This is a genomic window from Microbulbifer maximicatervae (SeqCode), from assembly GCF_052467385.1.
This window is the reverse complement of the sequence record NZ_CP174311.1, coordinates 2,659,831-2,678,063: the sequence shown is the minus strand read 5'-3', so window position 1 is coordinate 2,678,063 and position 18,233 is coordinate 2,659,831. Positions and strand designations below refer to the sequence as shown.

Sequence of the window (18,233 nt, the reverse complement as noted above, 5' to 3'; positions counted from 1 at the left end):
TATACTATCGACATGATGTCGCAGATCTAATGATGTAATTAATTCAGCTGTTTTGAAAAAAATAATATTGTGAGCTATCTAGAGCAATAAATAATCTGTTGCTGAAATTACCCCAAAATATGCGTTGTAAGCTATTTGGAGGCAACTGTGAGTGTAAATACTTACATGGGTATTTTAGATTTCCGATGAAATAGGGGCTCGCGTTTTAAAGGGAGTCTAGCTTTAACCTGTTTGTCATCACCGTTTGCTTCACTTGCGCGTCAACATTTATACCGTTGCAAAGGCAAGGCTGCTTACAATGAACAAATTTGATAGACGAACGCTTTTAAAATGGGGTGGGTTGTTAACCGTTAGTGCTATGGCCCCATCACTGAGGGCCAGTAGCGATATACCCGAGTATGAATATGATGGACTCGCCAGTACCTCCAGCCACTTTATACATGGCGTAGCCTCCGGAGACCCAACAGCCAATTCGGTTATTATTTGGACAAGGGTAACCACTGAGGAGGTTTTCCCCCTTGTCTATTGGGAAGTGGCACTAGATGAGGCATTTAGTCAGGTTGTTTCATCCGGGTATCTACAAACGGATGAGTCAAAAGATTTTACGGTTAAGCTGGATGTTACAGAGTTAAATTATGGTAGAGATTATGTCTATCGATTTAAGTACAGGGATCAGGTCTCTTCTGTAGGTCGTATAAAGCTAGCTCCAGCCTCTGGTGAGGAAGCTCCTTTTCTTAAGTTTGTGGTCACTTCCTGCTCACACTTTGAGCATGGAGAGTTTGTGGGTTACCGAGATATGGTGGAGCGGGAACAGAATATAGATGCCGTTATCCACCTCGGGGATTACTCCTATGCATCCTCAAATTCTGGTGACTACCGTAAGTTTGAGCACTCTGACTTTAAGTTTGATCGGGAGAGTTACCGAGCAAGATATTCTGAAATCAGAAGGGATACATTTCTACAGCAAGCTCATCAAATGCACACCTGGATGGTGATTTGGGATGATGGCGACCTGAGAAATGGTGTCTGGAGAGAAGGCCCGGAAATCAATGGGGCAGACTTCGAGGAAGTGATGGAGGCTGCTATGGAAACTTTTTTCCTTTGGATGCCAATCCGTTACATTGCACCGCGGCGCGTATGGCGCTCTATACCTTATGGTGATATGGCCGATATCTTTTTCCTGGACATGTGCTTCTATGATCGGGATGAGCCAATCAATGATATGCCAGATAACCTTGAGAAGCGCCAACCTATATTTGCAGAGCTTGATTACATTGGCCGGAGTATTATTGGTCAGGAACAGGCTGCTTGGTTTGAGCAGACTATAAAGCAGTCTAATGCGCGTTGGCGAATTGTCTGTTCTGGAGCGCCGGTTTTTGAATGGTGGAATAATTATTCACCGAGCGCCTGGAGAGGATACCCCCAATCCCATAAATGGTTGTTGAATCTGTTTAGTGAGCTTGAAGATAATATTGTGGTTTTATCCGGGGGATTACATAAAGCAATGGCCTCAGGGCTAGCTTTAGATCCTTTTGCTGATGATTACAATGCAGGTAGAGATAATGTCGCGATTGAAATAACGGCTCCCTCCCTCACTCGTGGAGATGGTGGTGCTATATGGTACGAAATTGCAGACAACCGGAGCACTGAGACTACGCTAAAGAAAAATCCTCATATGAAGTTCCGTAAGGGGAATAGGGCGGGTTACTTAATTAGTAAATTTGAGAGTGATCAATTTACCGGCCGCTGGCGACTCTATGATACCGTGAGATCTAAAAATGGCCCGAGCGCTGATACTTACGGAGATATTATCAGTGAGTATGGGACATCAAAAATTAAAATAGTGGAATAAATATTGTCGCAGTAAATAGCCGGCAAAGTTTTGATATTAGATGCCGCCTCAGATACCACCATATGGTGGTTCGGTAAGAAGTCTGGGGCTAGGATTGCTGCATCTGTGTCATACTTGCACACTTTCTCTATTGGGGGTGGCGGTATGTCTGAAATACAGTTGGAAGAAAGACGGAAGTTAGAGCTAATCGAAAAGGTTAGAGGTTATCTGTCTAAAGAATTTGAGCTGGAAATTGGCGGTTTTGAAGCGGAGTTCTTTATTGATTTCCTTGCAAAGGAGATGGGGGCCGGCTTTTATAATCAGGGTTTACATGATGCTCAGGTAATAGTGTCCTCTAAGTTGGAGGATATTTCTGATGCAATTTATGAGATAGAAAAGTCTGTCGACTAGAAATATAGCACTTGTTGATAGCAGTACGATTCCATCTTTTAGAAGCTGTTCAAGGATATTGATTTTTAGGTTTTTCTGCCTGGATAAATAGCATGGCTGCAAAAACCAATACTATTCCAGGTATGAAGCTGATATTAAAGTTTGCCATTTCCAATACTATGGCCACTATAAGTACAAATATCGGATTCAAGAAGCTATACGCCGCAACTTTGGTTGCCCCGATCCTTAATGTGCTGAATTGCAGCAGGAAAAAACTAATTAAAGTTGAGAATAAGGCTAAATAGAATAGCCCGCCGTAAGTCTCGGTGGGTATATTTCGCCATTCTATCTGGTTCAAGTTTGGAAAAGAGAGCAATAGTAACCAGAGCGCGCCAAATAGAATAACCCAGAAAGTCATGACCTCTGTAGGCTCCCCTGAGTGAACCTTCTTGATAAGCGGGTTATATAAACTGAGTGATATAGCACCTAGGGTGAATATCCAATCCCCTTTGTTTAGGTCTAGCGTCATCGCTGTTGAGATACTCCCCTTGAATACAATCCAAGCTGCACCCAGAGTCCCAAGGGTTAGGCCAATAACTTTGCGGGTGCTGCTCCGATCGCCATTGATGATCAAAGTAAAGATGGCAGTCATCGCCGGAACGGTTGTAAAAAGAGCGCCGGTATTTACTGCGGTGGTGTATTTGAGTGCTTCAAACATACACCAGAAAAAGATAACCAATGGGATACTGAGTAGTGCATACCCCAGCAGTTTTTTTGGCTCTGGAAGCTGAATCCCGTGCTTTAAAAATATGAAGGGTGCAAATAGTCCCGCCGCAATTAAGAATCGAATCAACATCATGGAATCCGCCGGGAGTGAATCGGCGATTAACTCCCCAACAGGAAATGATCCTGCGACCAGTAGTGTACAAAGTATCATCAGGCAGTGAACCCACCAGAGCGAGGTGTTGGGGCTTGTAGTTGATGGGGTTATGTCCCTGGAAAGCTCACTCATGCTTCTTCCCTCTATTAGCGAGAGATAAGTGTATGTCGTTTCTGGTAAACTGATAATCCAGCATTATAGACACTCACTGTTGAGGAGAAGGAAACAGTCGCCTATGGAGACAATTGCAGCAATTCCAATATTTGTGACTGTGGCAGAAACCGGTGGCTTTTCCCCGGCGGCAAAGTTACTTGGCATCTCAAAATCAGCGGTAAGCAAGCGGGTTACCCAGTTGGAGCTGCAGCTTGGGGTGAAGCTTTTGCACAGAACTACGCGAAAGTTGAGCCTGACGGAGGCTGGGGAGCATTTTTATGAGCACGCACGCGTTGCTTATAAATCGGCCAAAGATGCACAAGACGCAGTTCTGCAGCTACAGGGGGAGCCTCGGGGGCGCTTGCGGATCAATGCTCCTATGTCCTTTGGTAGATTGCATTTGGCTCCGTTAATTCCCGTATTTATGAAGCGTTACCCCGAGATTAGTATCGACATGGTACTGGACGATAAAGTTGTCGATTTAGTGGGGGAGGGCTTTGATATCGCTATTCGCGGAGGTGACCTTCCCGATACCAGCCTGATTGCCCGCAAACTTGCACCTCTGAAAAGTGTACTCTGTGCGTCACCTTCCTACTTGAAGGAATTCGGGGAGCCCACAGAACTGGAACAGTTGAGCGCCCATAATTGCCTGATTTTTACTTATTCCAGGGATGTGAAAGAGTGGGGTTTTATCAAAGACAATCACTTACATACCATCGAGGTGAAGGGTAACTACCAGGTAAATAATAGTGAGGCACTGAGGGAAGCTCTTCTTCAGGGTGTAGGGATAGGCCGCTTGCCCACCTTCGTGGCAGGACCAGACATTGAGGCTGGAAAGCTAATTCCTCTATTTGAGGAGTACCAGATGCCTGCAAAGTCTATCTACGCGGTTTTCCCTGAGCGGCAGTTTATGCCAGCCAAAGTCCGCGCCTTTATAGACTTTGCAATAGAGTACTTTGGCGGCGATACACCTTACTGGGATCAGTAAAATGTTAACCTTTCGTCAACAGTAAGTCTCCGTCGAACCCCATTATCAGCGATAGGGAAACCCAATAAGCTTCTTCTCATCGACATTCAATCAACGAACGATAGTCAGAGAGAAACTTATGGAATTGTTTAAAGCTGTTGAATCCCGCCGCTCGGTTAAGCATTTCGATGTCACTGCAGAGATGCCTGCCGAGGACTTCACCCGTCTGGTCCAGGCGACCATGTTGTCGCCGACTTCTTACAATATTCAGCACTGGCGTTTCCTGCGCATCACTGACATTTCCCTCCGTAGCCAGCTTAAAGATGCAGCCTGGGGACAGCAGCAAGTAGAAGATGCTTCTGAGTTGGTCATACTTTGTGCAGATATTAATGCCTGGAGCGATCGGCCGGAGCGGTACTGGGCCGATGCGCCGAAAGAGGCTCGGGATGTGTTAGTGCCAATGCTAACTGAATTCTACAAGGGTAAGCAGCAACTACAGCGGGACGAGGCTATTCGAAGCTGTGGATTGGCAGCACAAACCATGATGTTAGCTGCAAAGTCTATGGGATATGACACAGGCGCAATGGTTGGATTTGACCCAGAGAGAGTCGCTGATCTGATCAATTTGCCCGAAGGTTATTTGATCGGGATGATGATAGTGATTGGAAAAGCGGCAAAAGTTGCGAATGGACGTGGTGGACAGCTGTCGATAAATGACGTCCTGTTCGAGAATAGCTTTTAAGGTGATGAGAAATAGGGGTGAATCGCTATTGAGGCTCTTTTAGTAAGTCTCAAGGATTAATTGTGTAAATTGTAAAGGCAATTACAGTGTCTATTTGCTGACGTTATCAAAGTTTCGTTATGTTTGCCTACTTCAAATAATAGATATGAGATAGAGCAATATAATGAAAGCTCCCTTAGGCTCAGAATGAGTTCTTTTCATTGATATTGGAAACGTGAAGTGTGGCTTATGCCTACAATTTTCTTATATCAATGAGAGGGACCTGCCATGAACACCTGTTACCACAAGTTAGTCACAGCTTTCGTCACAAGTGCTACTTTATTCTCATCACCACTAGTTATGGCTGTTGATTGTGGCGATGTAATAACAACAGCTGAAACCCTGTCGGAAACGCTGAATTGTGAACTGAGCCTGGCGAATCCCTATGCGGTAACAGTAACAGGACCCGGTGGAAGCCTTACGATGGCAGAGGGCGGGGAAATTATTTGTGATAACCCAAATCTAGAAGGTATTGCTGGAATTTTGGTTAATGGATTATCTGGTGCTGTTTATGGTGGGACGATAACCGACTGCCCAGATGGTTTAAACCTGGAGGGAGATGGATTTCATACCATAGATGGAATTATGATCTTAAATTCTCCACGAGAGGGAATTGTTATTGATAGTGACTCCAATAATATTGTTGGGAATCAAATTATTGATACTGGCAATGATGATGGTATAGATGTTAGAGGCGATCGAAACCAAATTATCAATAATTATATTGAATCAGCCGGCGATCAGGGAATTACGGTAAATGGTGTGTTTACACTGGTTCAGCTAAATACTGTTGTCGGTAGTACTGATGGTGATAACGGAATTGATATTAATGAAAGTAACACAACAGTTATTCAGAACTTTGTTACCGGCAGTGCGAGTAATGGGATTGAACTCAATGTGGATGTATCAAGTACTTCTATAATACAAAATATAGTCATGGAAAATGGGACAAATGGCTCGCCTGATACAGCCGGTATCAATATCGCTGGATTCAATAATGAGAATAATGTGGTGGTAGGGAATACATCGCTTGATAATTCTGCATTTGATTTACGTGATCCTACCGATCCAACTTGCAGTGGAAGTAATACTTGGATTGCCAATACTCATGTAACAGCTGAACCTGCCTGTTTGGATTAAGATCGGAGGGGTTTTTAATCTGGGGAAAGTAGTAAGCGAGTGAGTGTTACTGCTGGAGAAGCCGGAAAGATATACTGCATTTAAGGTGTGCTGTGTATTCGCGTCTTCCCTATTTTGGGTAAGTTGGTGGAGTTACTAAAATTGAGCCCGAACTACGATGTTCCACGCCAATGCTGACACTCGATTGCCGATAGGGTGACACTAAGGGCTATGTTCTGTGAGAGAAACGACATGGCAGTCTTCTGCTTTATGAAAATCAGTTGTCGTTTCCTACAAAAATCTCAATCCGATCGACATTCCCGCTAGCATCCAGTACAGCAATTTGGTGCTTACCACTTCCCGGAAATAGTGCCAGGTTTTCGTTTCCGAGGGTTTCGCCCTTGGGCTCACCGTTTAGGAACCAATAGCGCTTTCCCTGTCCGCCAATCGCGCTCAGAGTTAAACGCGGAAGTGGGGCATTTTTGCCGGTAGGTCGATACTGGTTACCATCTCCAGCTCCGATAATCTTTAGTGGAGTCCCTGTTGTTGCAGTCGGGGTGTAACACTCGGGAGCCGTCGGAGGAATTTGTTGGGCCCGGGTGTGGTTTTCAGGTAGCCAGGATTCCAGTTCTTTCGGCCAAAGGGCTAGGCTATGCCTTTCAGTAGTAGAATCCATACAACTGGGCTTTACCCGCATACCTTGCCGGTTTGCAAAGAAACTAAAGGTTTGTGCTGCCCGCAGAGGCTCACCTTGCGGCGATAGTGTTCTGGGTGTGCGCCCTTGGATTAACCAGGCGTTGTGTTGCAGATGGCAGTGGCTGGTTTGTGTGAGCGTCTTCTGGCCCCCAAGCGGCCAACAAATAGTCTCTTGAGTTACTGAGTCTGGCTTTTTCAGGTGCTGTTGTTTGTTGTCTGGTAATGCGGCGATAACTGCGTTCAACAGAGGTGTGGCACTAATGGAGCCATAGTAACCGGGTAGGGGAGTGCCATCCGGTCGGCCTACCCAAATGCCGACGGTGTAGCCGGGAGTTACGCCAATCGCCCAGGCATCCCGATAGCCGTAGCTGGTGCCTGTCTTCCAGGCGATATCTGCCTTGTTTTGTCGCACCAGATTGCGCCAACGGCGGGAACCTCCGCGATTGGAAGCGAGCATTTCAAATGTAATCCAAGCCGCCTCAGAAGACATCAGATGCCTTTCACGTACGGGCTCCTCGGGTAAATAGCGGGGAGCTGCAGTCTGGCCTCCCCGTGCCAGTGCGGCATAAATACCTGTCAGCTGGTCAAGACGAGCACCTACGCCCCCCAAAATCATGGCCAAGTTGGGTCTACCACCACTGGGAAACTCTAGTGCTAGTCCGGCATTCTCCAGGGCTGCGGCCAATCGACCGGGGCCGTAATGTTCCAGTAGCTGAACTGCAGGGACATTGAGAGATTTCTGAAGGGCGGCAGTGGCGGTGACAGGGCCGGCGAAGCCTCGATGGAAATTTTCAGGGCGGTAATCGCCGTAGATGCGGGGCGCATCGCTGAGCAGGGAGGCGCTGTGAATCAGGTCCTCATCAATGGCAAGTCCGTACAAAAAGGGTTTGAGCGTAGAGCCCGGTGAGCGTACAGCCCTGGCCATATCCACATAGCCATAGCGGCGCCCGTTACCAAAATGAGAAGCTCCCACGTAGGCACGCACGGATAAATCGGAATTCTCCAAAACTACAACAGCTGCAGATGTTTTGGCTGGATAGCTATCCATATGATCGCGCAGAAAATCTTCCAGTCCGCGCTGGATGTTGCCGTCGATTGTGGTGTGAATAACTTCTTGGTCGCTGATGGTATTTACCAGTCTGCGGGCTAGGTGCGGGGCGTTTTGCGGGAATTCCAAGCGTTCCGCATAGACCTGCTCAAGCTGGGCGCGTTTAACATCCTCTGCGCTCCAGACGGTAAATGACTGCAGCCTATCCAGAACTTTGTCCCGGGCTTTTTGTGCCTTTAGAGGATGCCGATCTGGCCGCAGGCGGCTCGGCGCCTGAGGGAGTACAGCTAGCAGTGCAGCTTCCGCATGGGTAAGGTCGGAGGCTGATTTACTCAGGTATAGACGGCTGGCTGCTTCCACGCCTTCAATATTGCCGCCGTAAGGTGCGAGGTTCAGGTACAGATCGAGAATTTCATTCTTGCTGAAGTGCCACTCCAATTGCAATGCACGCAATATCTGCTTGGTTTTGCCCGGCAGAGTTTTGCGGTGTGGGTCCAGTAGTCGCGCTACCTGCATGGTGAGAGTGGAACCGCCGGAAACGACTCGTCCATTGCGAAGGTATTGGACTGAAGCTCGCAATAGGGCTAGCGGATTTACTCCGGGGTGCCGATAGAAGTGTCGGTCTTCGTAGGTGAGAAGAGCTTCGATAAAGCGCGGTGATACATTTTCCCGAGATATTGGGTATCTCCAGACTCCGCGACTGTCGGCAAAGAAACGTAGTGGTTTGCCGTAACGATCTGCAACGACTCGTGCAAAATCTTGAGTTTCGGGAAGAGGAGGAGGGAAAGCAAAGTCGAGCAGTAGCAGTACCGCTGTGAGGGCGGCGGGCGCAAGCAGCAGTGCGCGAACTCTGCGACTGCTGCTTTGCCAGGCTCTCCGGATAGTGGCCAACAGCTTCACTGTTTACCGATTACCCGCATTTGCGTTAGGGGATTTTCACCGATAGCGAAGCGTTCCGGTTTGTACATATCCTCTACGTAGGGTGGGGGTACCTGATAGTTGCCGGGGGTTACTGCGCGGGTGATATAGAAGAGATTGGTGGTTTTGTATCTCAGCTGATCCAGTGCCGCCACAAAGCGGTCATCGCGATATTCAGTGTGTTGGATATTGTCCTGGGTGTCCTGCCACTGGGCAATACTTTTGCCATCGAACTCGAGTTCATCCACTTTGATACTGTCGGCCAGGTTTTGATTCTCCAGCTCAAAACCTGCGGGCAATAGGTCCACTGCAAGTAGGTCGGGCAGGCGTTGGTCCGCATCAATTTGCAAACGCACCAGGTAAAGCTCGCCCTCACGAACCTGATTGGGAATGACTTCCGTGCCATCCAAATTGTGGTAGCTGCGTTTAATTCTGACACCTTTATCCATCTCCGCCTCAGGTGACTTCTTGCTGTAACCATTGATGGTAATTGCTGCATAGAGCTTTTCTATCTGTGCAGTTACCTCAAGTGCGCTGGCGGCTTCGCGCCCGCGGAATAATGCGCTGTGCGGGTTATCGCTATTGAGCTCGCGCAAGCCATCAATACTGGCCAAAGTCGCAGACCAGTTTGCGCTGCTATTGAGTTGCAACTGTGCTCCAGCCATAAACACACTATTGCGCTCCTGGGTGCTGAGATATTGGCGACCGTGGAGAAGATCGGCCAGCTCGAACACCAGGGATTCCGTTTTATCACCTGCGAAATTGTGCTCTAGGAGCAGGGAGATCATTTGAGCCGTATCCCGTAGGTCTGATCCATAATCGCCATAGTAGCTGCGGCGTTTGCGCTCGATTTTAAGCGCTTTTTGCAGGGCCTCCTGGGCCAGGGTGGCATCGCCCATGGTGTGCAAAGCGATTGCCATATGCAGATTTGGCAAGGGAGATTGGGTCAGGCTAGAGCCGCTTTCATAAAGGGTACGCAGTTGCCCGAGAGACACTTTCTGTACTCGTGAGAGCACATAGGCAGCGTAAGCTCTTGAGGCATAAGCATAGAAATCGGGACTATAGCTATAGCGTTGCTGATAGAAAGTACCGCGCTCACGGGCGTAATCCTGCAGGCGCTTGAGTGCGGATTCCAGGCGGTTATCGTCAAATACGATTCCCTGGTCCCGGGCCCGCAATAGAAGATCGACTACATAGGCGGTTAGCCACTGGCTTTCGGAAGACTCGGAACTCCATAGGCCAAAGCTGCCGTTCCCTTTTTGCATACTGAAAATGCGTTCAATACCTGCGTCGATACGTTCGGCCCGCTCATTCTCATCCAGAGGTTCAAGGCCCAGTTTTTGCTGTCGCTGCGGCGTTGCCATGACTAGCGGGAAGGTCCGGCTGGAGGTTTGTTCCAGGCAGCCGTAGGGGTATTGCAGCAGGTTGGATAGGTGATCCTGTAATTGCAGTTGCGGTCGGCTGTCCAGGGATACCAGGGTTTGAACAGTTCCAGGCATTAGGGAATCCAGGAAGCTGCTATCGGCACTGAAGCTCTCGCCCTGGGACAGGAGCCTGCGCTGGTTGCGTGTGGTTGCCGGCCAAGCGGGGCGCACGCCCAGGCGCCACTGCTGTTCGATATCGATATCATTTCCATCTTTATCGACGGCACCCTGCACGACCAGTTTGAACTCCGCATCTCCGGTGGCATCTTTGGCGGTGATAGGGAAGCGCAAAGTTTTGCGTTCACCATCCGCCAGTTCCAGCAACCGCTCACCCATTTCCAAGTCTACCGCGCCCACCGATTGCATATTTACAGTGAGTTTTTGGGAGCGGCCACTTAAGTTATTGAGGTCAAGGGCCAGTGTGCTGCTATCACCAGGGGCCATAAAGCGAGGCAAGGCGGCTTGGGTGACAACCGGTGAGGCGACTGTTACTTCTCCGTCGGTGCTACCGAATCGGTCTTTGCTGAAAGAAACCGCCATCAGGCGCAGCTGTCCGTTAAAATCCGGTAGTTGTAGCGCGACCTTTGCTTGGCCCTGAGTATCAAATTCAACGGGTCCTGAGAATAAAGATACTATTTGAACGTCAGAGTTGGGCTCGTCGCCGCCTCGGGCCAGTTCTGCATCGCCGCCAAAACGTTGCTCCACCAGTTTGCCACTGTTGGATTCAATAATGCGATGATAGATATCCCTTACATCCACACCGTAACGGCGCTGGCCAAAAAAGGCCTCGAAGGGATCCGGGGTTTTGAAGCGGGTGATATTGAGTACGCCGACATCGACGGCGGCAAGGGTGGCCCAGGCTTTGCTTCCGTTTTGTTCGATAGAATTTTCGTCAGTAGAAATGGTAACTTCAATTTCCGAGCCGGGTAGGGCATTCGTGGGCGCTTCGAGTGAAATGGGCAGGCGCCGAGGATCGCGATTCAGGGGCAAGTGGGCGAGACCAAAAGCGCGATTGGGGGCGATACGCTCATTCTTGTCCGCAGGGCGCAGAGCAGTAACAGAAATATAGGTGTCGTGGCGATCCCACTCAGGAGAGATTGGGATTTCGATATTGGTGCCCGACTTTTCTACAGGTAGTCGTTTGGACCACAATAGTTGGTCGCTCTCCACCAACACCAACGCCTCTCCGTCAGCGGGCGGTACTATGGTGAGTTGCGCCAGATCTCCAGAAGAGTACCTTGGTTTATCCAGTGACAGGGCCACGGTATCTGGACGCGCAGCCTGGCCTTTGGCTACTTGATCCTTACGCCACCAGTAATACCAGTCCCGGCCGGCGTGGAAGCGTAAGCTGCTGGTTGCCCCCGTATTGGTATCAGTGACTTCTAAGCGGTAGTGGCCATGTTCCACTGGGACTGTGAGCTTCAGTGGCTGCTCTTCGGTGAATTGGAGCTGGCGACTGAAAGTTTCAAATTCAGCACTTGAGTATTCATAGTGCCAGCCCCGATTTGCAGAGTACTCCCAAAAGTACTGGCGGTCTTCGGAAATTAACACCGCTTTGAGATCCCGCCCGATAACAGGCTCGCCCTGTGCGTCGGCAACCACTATTTCAAATTCAGGCCTGCTGTTGGCCGATGGGTTTTCCTCTCCAAAATTTGGGCGAATACCTACCACCGGGTGTGTGGGCCATACCAGGACTGGATGTTGGCGAGTTACCGGGCGGCCGCCGGATTCGAACAGGCTGGAAACCAAGTTGATTTTCAGCGGGCTCTTAGCTCGTTTCCAACGGGAGCGCAAGGTCAGATTGCTCAACCCTTCCTCATTGAGCTCAATCGTTGGGGCATGAAACTGTCGCGTGGGCAAAGATTCATTAGTGTTCCCAAATAAGAACCCTTTCCACTGGGGGAGGGGCTCGCGATAGTGGCTAATTTGCACCAGAGTTTCCAGGCGATTCTTTGCCGCTGGCGCACCATAGAGATAACTACCTTGTACCTGAAGTTCGAAAGATTCTTTATGGCCCTCTACCAGACTGCGCTCTTCACCGTCTTGCAAAACCAGCTTCATTCGCTCTGGCAAGAATTCTTCTACCTTAAATGGATATTTCACTTTGCGCCCATCGGCTAGCTCAACATCCAGGCGCCAGTCACCGGTAGGTGCATTTTGTGGAAGTGGGATAAGCTTTTCGTAGTATCCGGGCGCGCTGGCGTGCCATGTAAATACGCGCGCGCTGGTATTGTCCGGCTTTATGAGTTCTGCCTTGATCGGCAGGTCTTTGATATAGCGACCATCATAGTTGCGCAGCAGCCCGCTCACCTGGATCGATTCATTGGGGCGATACAGATCTCGCGGACCATACATGAAAAACTCCATCGGTCTCGAAGGGCGCTGGCCCAACTGAAAATCCGAAAGGTCCAATGCAGGTTCACGTAGGTCGAGTATGGAGAAGTGACCGGTATCAGGATCTCTTGCGATGAAGAAGCGCTGTGAGTCTTCCTGTTCCTGCGTCAGAGCAAAGCGCACCTGGCCGTCTTGGTCGGTTGTGTATTGCTGGATTAGCTCCCCTTTGTTGTTGAGCAGCTCAACTTCAATGCCCTTAAGAGCCTGCCCTTCATCCAGAGATGAAACATAGAGGTCCACACTGTTTGGATAGTACCGCGCATGAAGGCCTAAGTTGGAGATGGAGAAGTGGGTGACATCATAGAGGTTGGTGTCATACATGCCTGCCGGCTGCATAACCGCGACATAGATACCTGGTTGTTGCAGGGGCTTTATATGCCCGATAGAAAGGTCGAAATCTCGCTGGACGTATTTCTCCTTGGTGAGATCGAACTGGGCACTATAGACAAAATCGGCCACTTGATTGAGGGACTTTAAGCGATAGTAGTATTTTAATGACTGGCTTTTGATCAACCTGAAGAACTCAGAATAATGTTCAGGTTTCACTCTATGGAAGTGAATCTGTGCGGCCTCAACACTGACTGCAGTAACAGGTAGGCCGGGAGTTACCGTCGCGGGAAAAATACTTCCATTGCTGGCAAAGCTGATACTGGGCTCAATCCGTCGGGTGCGAATCCTCTCCTGTTTCTCTTCCTGTAACTCCAAGCCGTTTTCGCCGGGCAGACCCGGGAGCAGGGTGAGTTTATAGCGAGTATCTGGTTCAATATGAGGAAAATAGAGAATTTTCTGGTTATCGGAGAGAACCCAACCACCATCTACACGCTCGCCATCGTCACGGGATAGATTCAAGTAGGAGCCAAAATGGGCATTGCCCAGTAAAGGTTCAGAAAAGATAACAGCGATGGCCCGTGCATCTTTAAACGTCCGCTCCCCAACATGGAGGACCTTTAGAAAGTGATCCCCGGAGATTTGAGTACTGGCACTGGCTGTGACTTGTGCAGGGGTAGCATCATTCTCTGTCAGCTCAGTAGAATTAGTTTCAGAAGTGCGCTGAACTTCATCAGCTTTCGAGATTGCTTCACTAGAAGAGGCCGCTTCTTTTTTATGCACTTTCTCAGTGGGGCTGAGAGCTTGTGCCTGGTTGTTACCCTCTTCAACGCTCCCGCCTTCCGCAAGCTTGGGGGTGTCAGCGAGTTTCTTCTCTGACTTTTCTTGTGAGCAAGCCATAGCAATAAGACAAAGAAGAATGACCGCAATCCAGCGTGGTGAGCGGTGAAGGGACATGGGTATTTCCTTATAGAATCCATTTAACGGCGCACAATTTAGTCCGTCTTTAAATATGTCTCAAGTTTCCTCCATAGTTTCCGTGCTCGGTATCTATTCCTGATGCAAGTGTGTACCAATAGTGAGATGGGGATTACTGATGGCTGGAAAATAAATTTATAGAATGATGGGATGGCAATTAGGTGGCTTAGGGAGTAAGCGACCTTCCTGTTCTATGGTGCCAGGTTGAGGCGTGTAGTTTATTCGATAATCACTAGTTCAATTGAATCTAGCCGAAGTAACGTTGTATTACTACACCTATGTTGGCTTCTTTTTACGTTTAAATAGCTTAATCCAGAAGATTCCTTCAAAGATAATGCCAAGAGCAAGGAAGATTACTCCTCCCACAGGGACTCCGAAAGCGTAGCAGGCAATCGCCGCAAATAAAAATAGCAGTGCGGTGGCAATTCTTTTCACTTTGATATTCCTTTGTTATGCCTCAGTACTAGCCTAAGCTTGTCCTACTTCAAAGACTATACTGAATACCGGACTTAAACCCAACATAAATAATGCCCAAGCATAGAACTGTAGAACAGAAAGCTAAAGGCAGATAGAGTTTGTGATGGCCGTGCCTGACCCTGTAAATCGTCACCACTATCAGCGAACTTAAGGCCAAAAGTGCCGATAAGCCTAGAGCCATTAAGATGACTTGAACTTCAGTAATGCCATCATTTCCGGCAGCTAGCGTCGGTTCTATATACTTGGGGCCGTTTTTCCCGGCAGTTGTTACAGCGGAGACACTTCTGGCTAAAAGAAGTTCGTTACCATTAAGCCCTCGCCAGTACTCCATAATGGAAATAAGAGTTGCTATTGAACTTGCTATAAGGCAAAGGCTGATTTTTGAAGCGGTAGCCATGATGCTTGAAGTTGGGGGCATACAGAATGTCTTATTTTGTCTTTCTATTGATCTTGCTTAGCCAGAGTGTGATTAGTAAGCAGGCAGTGAATGTAGGTATGAAAACGACTAAAGCTTGAAACATCAATATGGAGGCCTGGATCTTCAGAATTTCACCTTCACCAAAAGAGTTATCGTAAATGTAATGTGCAGCCAGAGTGTAACTTAGGCTGACTAATATAGAAGTAATCAGTGATCTTAGAATCATTGTTTTAGTTAACTATGATAACTCAGCTTGGATGGTCTTTAAGGGTAAACTAAACCTGTATAAGATTTCTAAGGAAATTGTTAATGGATTCTTGTAGTTCATAATCCTCTGTACTGACAGAATAGATACGTGCTTTATGGGCAAATTTCAAGGCTTTATCTTGATTGTTTAGTCTCAAAAAACATTCAGCCATTTCCAGGGCAATTGAAGCTGAATACAAAGGGAGATCTAATTTTATGGAGCAGTTAAGTCCCTGGGTGTATGCCTGTATTGCATCCTCACAGCTTTCTGAAAAATCACCCAGAGCCTCCCACTGTAGGGGATGGTCTAGCTCGCCTCCGGCATATTTTGCGCATAGTCTCTCTAGCGAGTTGAGGGAGTCTTGGCACCCAGCTTTATCCCCAGAGGCGGATTTATTGACTATCTCAAGTGCGAGTCCATGTACATCATCGTAAAGTGGTGTAATCATTTAGAAATTATACCCAAGAGCTGAAACATAAAAAATATCGATATAACAGTGGGTACTTATTGGCAAGACGAGTCTTCTGTAGATCGTTGCCAGATATTAGAGGTTTCGACTTCGCAAGTTTAAGCACGTACTCACCAAGCGGTGACTGGTATTGCTGTGAAGAGATCACAGATAGCGGCCGAGGTTTTTTATGAAGAGCCTCAGACCAGCTAGTCACCCTTACTCTTTCATATGTACTATCTTACTGTTAGGTGGGGTTATTTGAGGTAGCCTGTGAAAGTACTGATTGTTGGGGCTGGGCCCACGGGCCTTACAACAGCGGTCGAGCTTGCTCGGCGAGGGCTACTGCCAAGAATTGTGGACCGCCGGGATAGCGCGTCAACCCTTAGTCGAGCAGTGGGAGTTACTTCTCGCAGCCTTGAGTTGCTTTCTCACTCTGGCGTTTCTGAAAAGTTGATTGCTGAGGGGATCGCTGTTCAGAGCGCATGCATTTACCTAAATACGCATTTAGCACTAGAGTTCCCCCTTCATTCCGATCGGACTTATTTCCCCGCCATTCTTGGACTTCCTCAAGACAGAACTGAAGCTCTCATGGCTCAGGTTTTATTTGGTATGGGAGTCGAAGTTGAATATAGGAAAGAACTCAAAACCCTTACCGAGGAAAAGAGTGGGGTAGTGGCTTTTTTTGATAATGGTGAAGAGGAGCAATTTGACCTGGTCGTAGGAGCGGATGGTATTCGCAGTACTGTTCGTGAAGCTGCAGGTATCAGTTATCCTGGATTTGACTTGGAAGAAGTGTGGTCAATCGCGGATGTTGATACAGGGGATTGGCCTCCTAAAAGAAAGTTTACCTTGGTCAAAATGGAATCTGGCGTGGTCGCTGTTGCGGTGCCATTGGGAGAAGGCCGACACCGTCTGGTAGCTAGCTGTGATAATGCAATTAAAGCATTTCCGATGGCGGTGGATGTTAAGAGGGTTCGGCGGGAGGGAACCTTTAAAATCTCAATTCGGCAAGCGGAAACTTACTCAAAGGGCAGGATACATCTAGCTGGGGATGCTGCCCATTGCCACTCTCCGGTTGGAGGTCGTGGTATGAACCTTGGGATAGCTGATGCAGCCGAATTGGCAAAACGGATCACTGAGGGGCAGCTCCTAGGCTACTCTGATTTGCGCCACCAAGAAGATAAAAAGGTTATTGAGGTTACTGAGCGTGGCCGGAAAATGATCACTGGACAATCCCTGAAAGCAAGATTTGAATTTCGAGCGTTAATCGCTGCCGCCAGTTCTATTCCTGCGGTGCGGAGAAAACTGGGGCAGTTTGCGGTAGAACTTTAGGGGCATTCCAACCTATTTTTTTAGTTTTACAGCTGTACCAAAAACAAGAATTTCTGAGGAGCCATCCATAATTGCACTTGTAGTAAAACGAATTCCTACCACGGCATCAGCGCCTTTTTGCCGGGCACTGTCACTTAATCTTTGAAAAGCTTTGTTTCTCGCTTCGGTCAGCATTTCCGTATAGCTTCGTATCTCTCCACCGACAATACTCTTTATACCTGCCATTAAGTCACGGCCGATATGTTTTGATTGAACAACGTTGCCCGTAACGATATCCAGTACCTCCGATATTTCTCTTCCTGGTACTGTTTCTGTAGTTGAAAAAATCATATCACTCCCTTAATTATAATTACCTATATTTTTGGCTCTTTTGGTGATCTTACCCTAACCTGGATCCGTTATGCGAATATATTTAATTGTTTTATGGTGGTCGAATGTTTGTTTTTAGCTACCGTACCTTTTCTGGGTTTTAGCTTTTATCTTACATTAAATGAGGTAGGGTTCCGGGGTGAAAAGTGTAATGATCATATAGGCCAGTAACTTTTGATGGAATATGAGCTAAATTAAAAGCAATCCAGTAATTGCTGCAACTTTCTCTATAGTAAGTTGTCCACTTTTATTTTGGTATAATGGGGGGGGAATCAGTGCCCTCAATAAAGTCTCGGCTACTCAATGTAATAGCCCTTGCTGCGCAAAAGCGCGCAGTTATGACCCTAGATTAGAGAGGATTTGGTAAAATTTAGGTTAAAATTCCCTAGTGGGGTAAATGTGGGTACATAAAAGTTGCTTAAAATGTACTCCTTCATGAAGTACTTATTTCATGCTTTCTCCTTTCTTAAGGGGAGTAAGCACTGCCAATAACCAACATCTATCCACTGGTTAAATTTTCGGCCGACCTCTTTGAAATGAGCAACTTTTTCCATTCCAAACTTCTCATGAAGTGCTACGCTGCCTGCATTTGGTAGAGCTATACCGCAGATTACCGCGTGGACATTGAGTTCACTTAACTGTTTAAACAGTTCATTATAGAGCTTCGAGCCCCAGCCTTTAGAGGAATAGTTCGTGTCCAAGTACACGGTAGCCTCCACCGAATACTGGTAAGCACAGCGTCCTTTCCATTTACTGGCATAACAATAGCCAATTAAACGGCCCTCATTCTCAGCAACTAACCAGGGAAGATTGTTTTTTGAGCATTCTTCGACTCGGTCGGCGATAATTTCTGCAGAAACTGGCTCTACCTCAAAAGTGATACAGGTATTCTCCACATAGTAATTGTAGATTTTAGCAATCCCAGCAGAGTCAGAAGCTTTAACTGCTCGTATCATACTGTTGTCTCTCCCTATGTTTGATAGCATTGGCCAGAGATTGGTGGTGAACTGACTAGCCAGATACCCGCTGGCTG

14 protein-coding genes are annotated in these 18,233 nt (G+C 47.7%); 6 read left to right on the top strand and 8 right to left on the bottom strand.

Going from position 1 to position 18,233, the window contains the following annotated elements; all coding sequences use genetic code 11:
• Positions 1-298 precede the first annotated feature (298 nt).
• Complete coding sequence (locus ACJJIR_RS11230) at positions 299-1,852, top strand: alkaline phosphatase D family protein (RefSeq protein WP_444905386.1); 1,554 nt, start codon at positions 299-301, stop codon at positions 1,850-1,852.
• A gap of 144 nt (positions 1,853-1,996) precedes the next feature.
• Positions 1,997-2,242 carry a DUF2164 domain-containing protein gene (locus ACJJIR_RS11225; RefSeq protein ID WP_444905385.1) on the top strand — a complete coding sequence of 82 codons (246 nt, stop codon included), beginning with the start codon at positions 1,997-1,999 and terminating at the stop codon, positions 2,240-2,242.
• 49 nt (positions 2,243-2,291) lie between these two features.
• On the opposite strand, the gene ACJJIR_RS11220 is transcribed toward ACJJIR_RS11225, so the two are convergent.
• Positions 2,292-3,233: a DMT family transporter gene (locus ACJJIR_RS11220; RefSeq protein WP_444905384.1), complete on the bottom strand. Its 942-nt coding sequence runs from the start codon at positions 3,231-3,233 to the stop codon at positions 2,292-2,294.
• Between the two features lie 103 nt (positions 3,234-3,336).
• On the opposite strand from ACJJIR_RS11220, the gene ACJJIR_RS11215 reads away from it, so the two are divergent.
• From ACJJIR_RS11215 to ACJJIR_RS11205, 3 genes are all read left to right on the top strand, one after another.
• Positions 3,337-4,242, top strand: a complete 906-nt coding sequence (locus ACJJIR_RS11215; protein ID WP_444905383.1) for a LysR family transcriptional regulator — start codon at positions 3,337-3,339, stop codon at positions 4,240-4,242.
• 118 nt (positions 4,243-4,360) lie between these two features.
• Positions 4,361-4,963, top strand: coding sequence for a nitroreductase family protein (locus tag ACJJIR_RS11210; RefSeq protein ID WP_444905382.1), 603 nt, complete (start codon positions 4,361-4,363; stop codon positions 4,961-4,963).
• Positions 4,964-5,230: 267 nt separating this feature from the next.
• Entirely contained in the window at positions 5,231-6,142 is a 912-nt protein-coding gene (locus tag ACJJIR_RS11205; RefSeq protein WP_444905381.1) for a right-handed parallel beta-helix repeat-containing protein, read from the top strand.
• Positions 6,143-6,398: 256 nt separating this feature from the next.
• Here the strand turns inward: ACJJIR_RS11205 and pbpC are convergent, their stop codons facing one another.
• From pbpC to ACJJIR_RS11180, 5 genes are all read right to left on the bottom strand, one after another.
• A complete protein-coding gene (pbpC, locus tag ACJJIR_RS11200) occupies positions 6,399-8,765 on the bottom strand; it encodes a penicillin-binding protein 1C (RefSeq protein ID WP_444905380.1) in 2,367 nt (788 codons plus the stop codon).
• Positions 8,762-13,885, bottom strand: a complete 5,124-nt coding sequence (locus ACJJIR_RS11195; protein ID WP_444905379.1) for an alpha-2-macroglobulin family protein — start codon at positions 13,883-13,885, stop codon at positions 8,762-8,764. Before ACJJIR_RS11195 ends, pbpC begins: the two co-directional genes overlap by 4 nt.
• A gap of 297 nt (positions 13,886-14,182) precedes the next feature.
• The gene (locus ACJJIR_RS11190; RefSeq protein ID WP_282932647.1) at positions 14,183-14,341 is read right to left on the bottom strand and encodes a hypothetical protein; all 159 of its coding nucleotides are present in this window, start codon (positions 14,339-14,341) and stop codon (positions 14,183-14,185) included.
• A 49-nt stretch (positions 14,342-14,390) separates the two neighbouring features.
• The gene (locus ACJJIR_RS11185) at positions 14,391-14,801 is read right to left on the bottom strand and encodes a hypothetical protein (protein ID WP_413665651.1); all 411 of its coding nucleotides are present in this window, start codon (positions 14,799-14,801) and stop codon (positions 14,391-14,393) included.
• 275 nt (positions 14,802-15,076) lie between these two features.
• Positions 15,077-15,496, bottom strand: a complete 420-nt coding sequence (locus ACJJIR_RS11180) for a hypothetical protein (RefSeq protein ID WP_413665652.1) — start codon at positions 15,494-15,496, stop codon at positions 15,077-15,079.
• A gap of 273 nt (positions 15,497-15,769) precedes the next feature.
• On the opposite strand from ACJJIR_RS11180, the gene ACJJIR_RS11175 reads away from it, so the two are divergent.
• Entirely contained in the window at positions 15,770-16,831 is a 1,062-nt protein-coding gene (locus ACJJIR_RS11175; protein ID WP_413665653.1) for an FAD-dependent oxidoreductase, read from the top strand.
• A 12-nt stretch (positions 16,832-16,843) separates the two neighbouring features.
• On the opposite strand, the gene ACJJIR_RS11170 is transcribed toward ACJJIR_RS11175, so the two are convergent.
• Together ACJJIR_RS11170 and ACJJIR_RS11165 are read right to left on the bottom strand one after the other, a co-directional pair.
• On the bottom strand, positions 16,844-17,161 hold the full coding sequence (locus ACJJIR_RS11170) for a heavy metal-binding domain-containing protein (RefSeq protein WP_444905378.1): 318 nt from the start codon (positions 17,159-17,161) through the stop codon (positions 16,844-16,846).
• A 488-nt stretch (positions 17,162-17,649) separates the two neighbouring features.
• Positions 17,650-18,156 (bottom strand): arsinothricin resistance N-acetyltransferase ArsN1 family B, encoded by a 507-nt coding sequence (locus ACJJIR_RS11165; RefSeq protein ID WP_444905377.1) that lies wholly within the window; start codon positions 18,154-18,156, stop codon positions 17,650-17,652.
• Positions 18,157-18,233 lie beyond the last annotated feature (77 nt).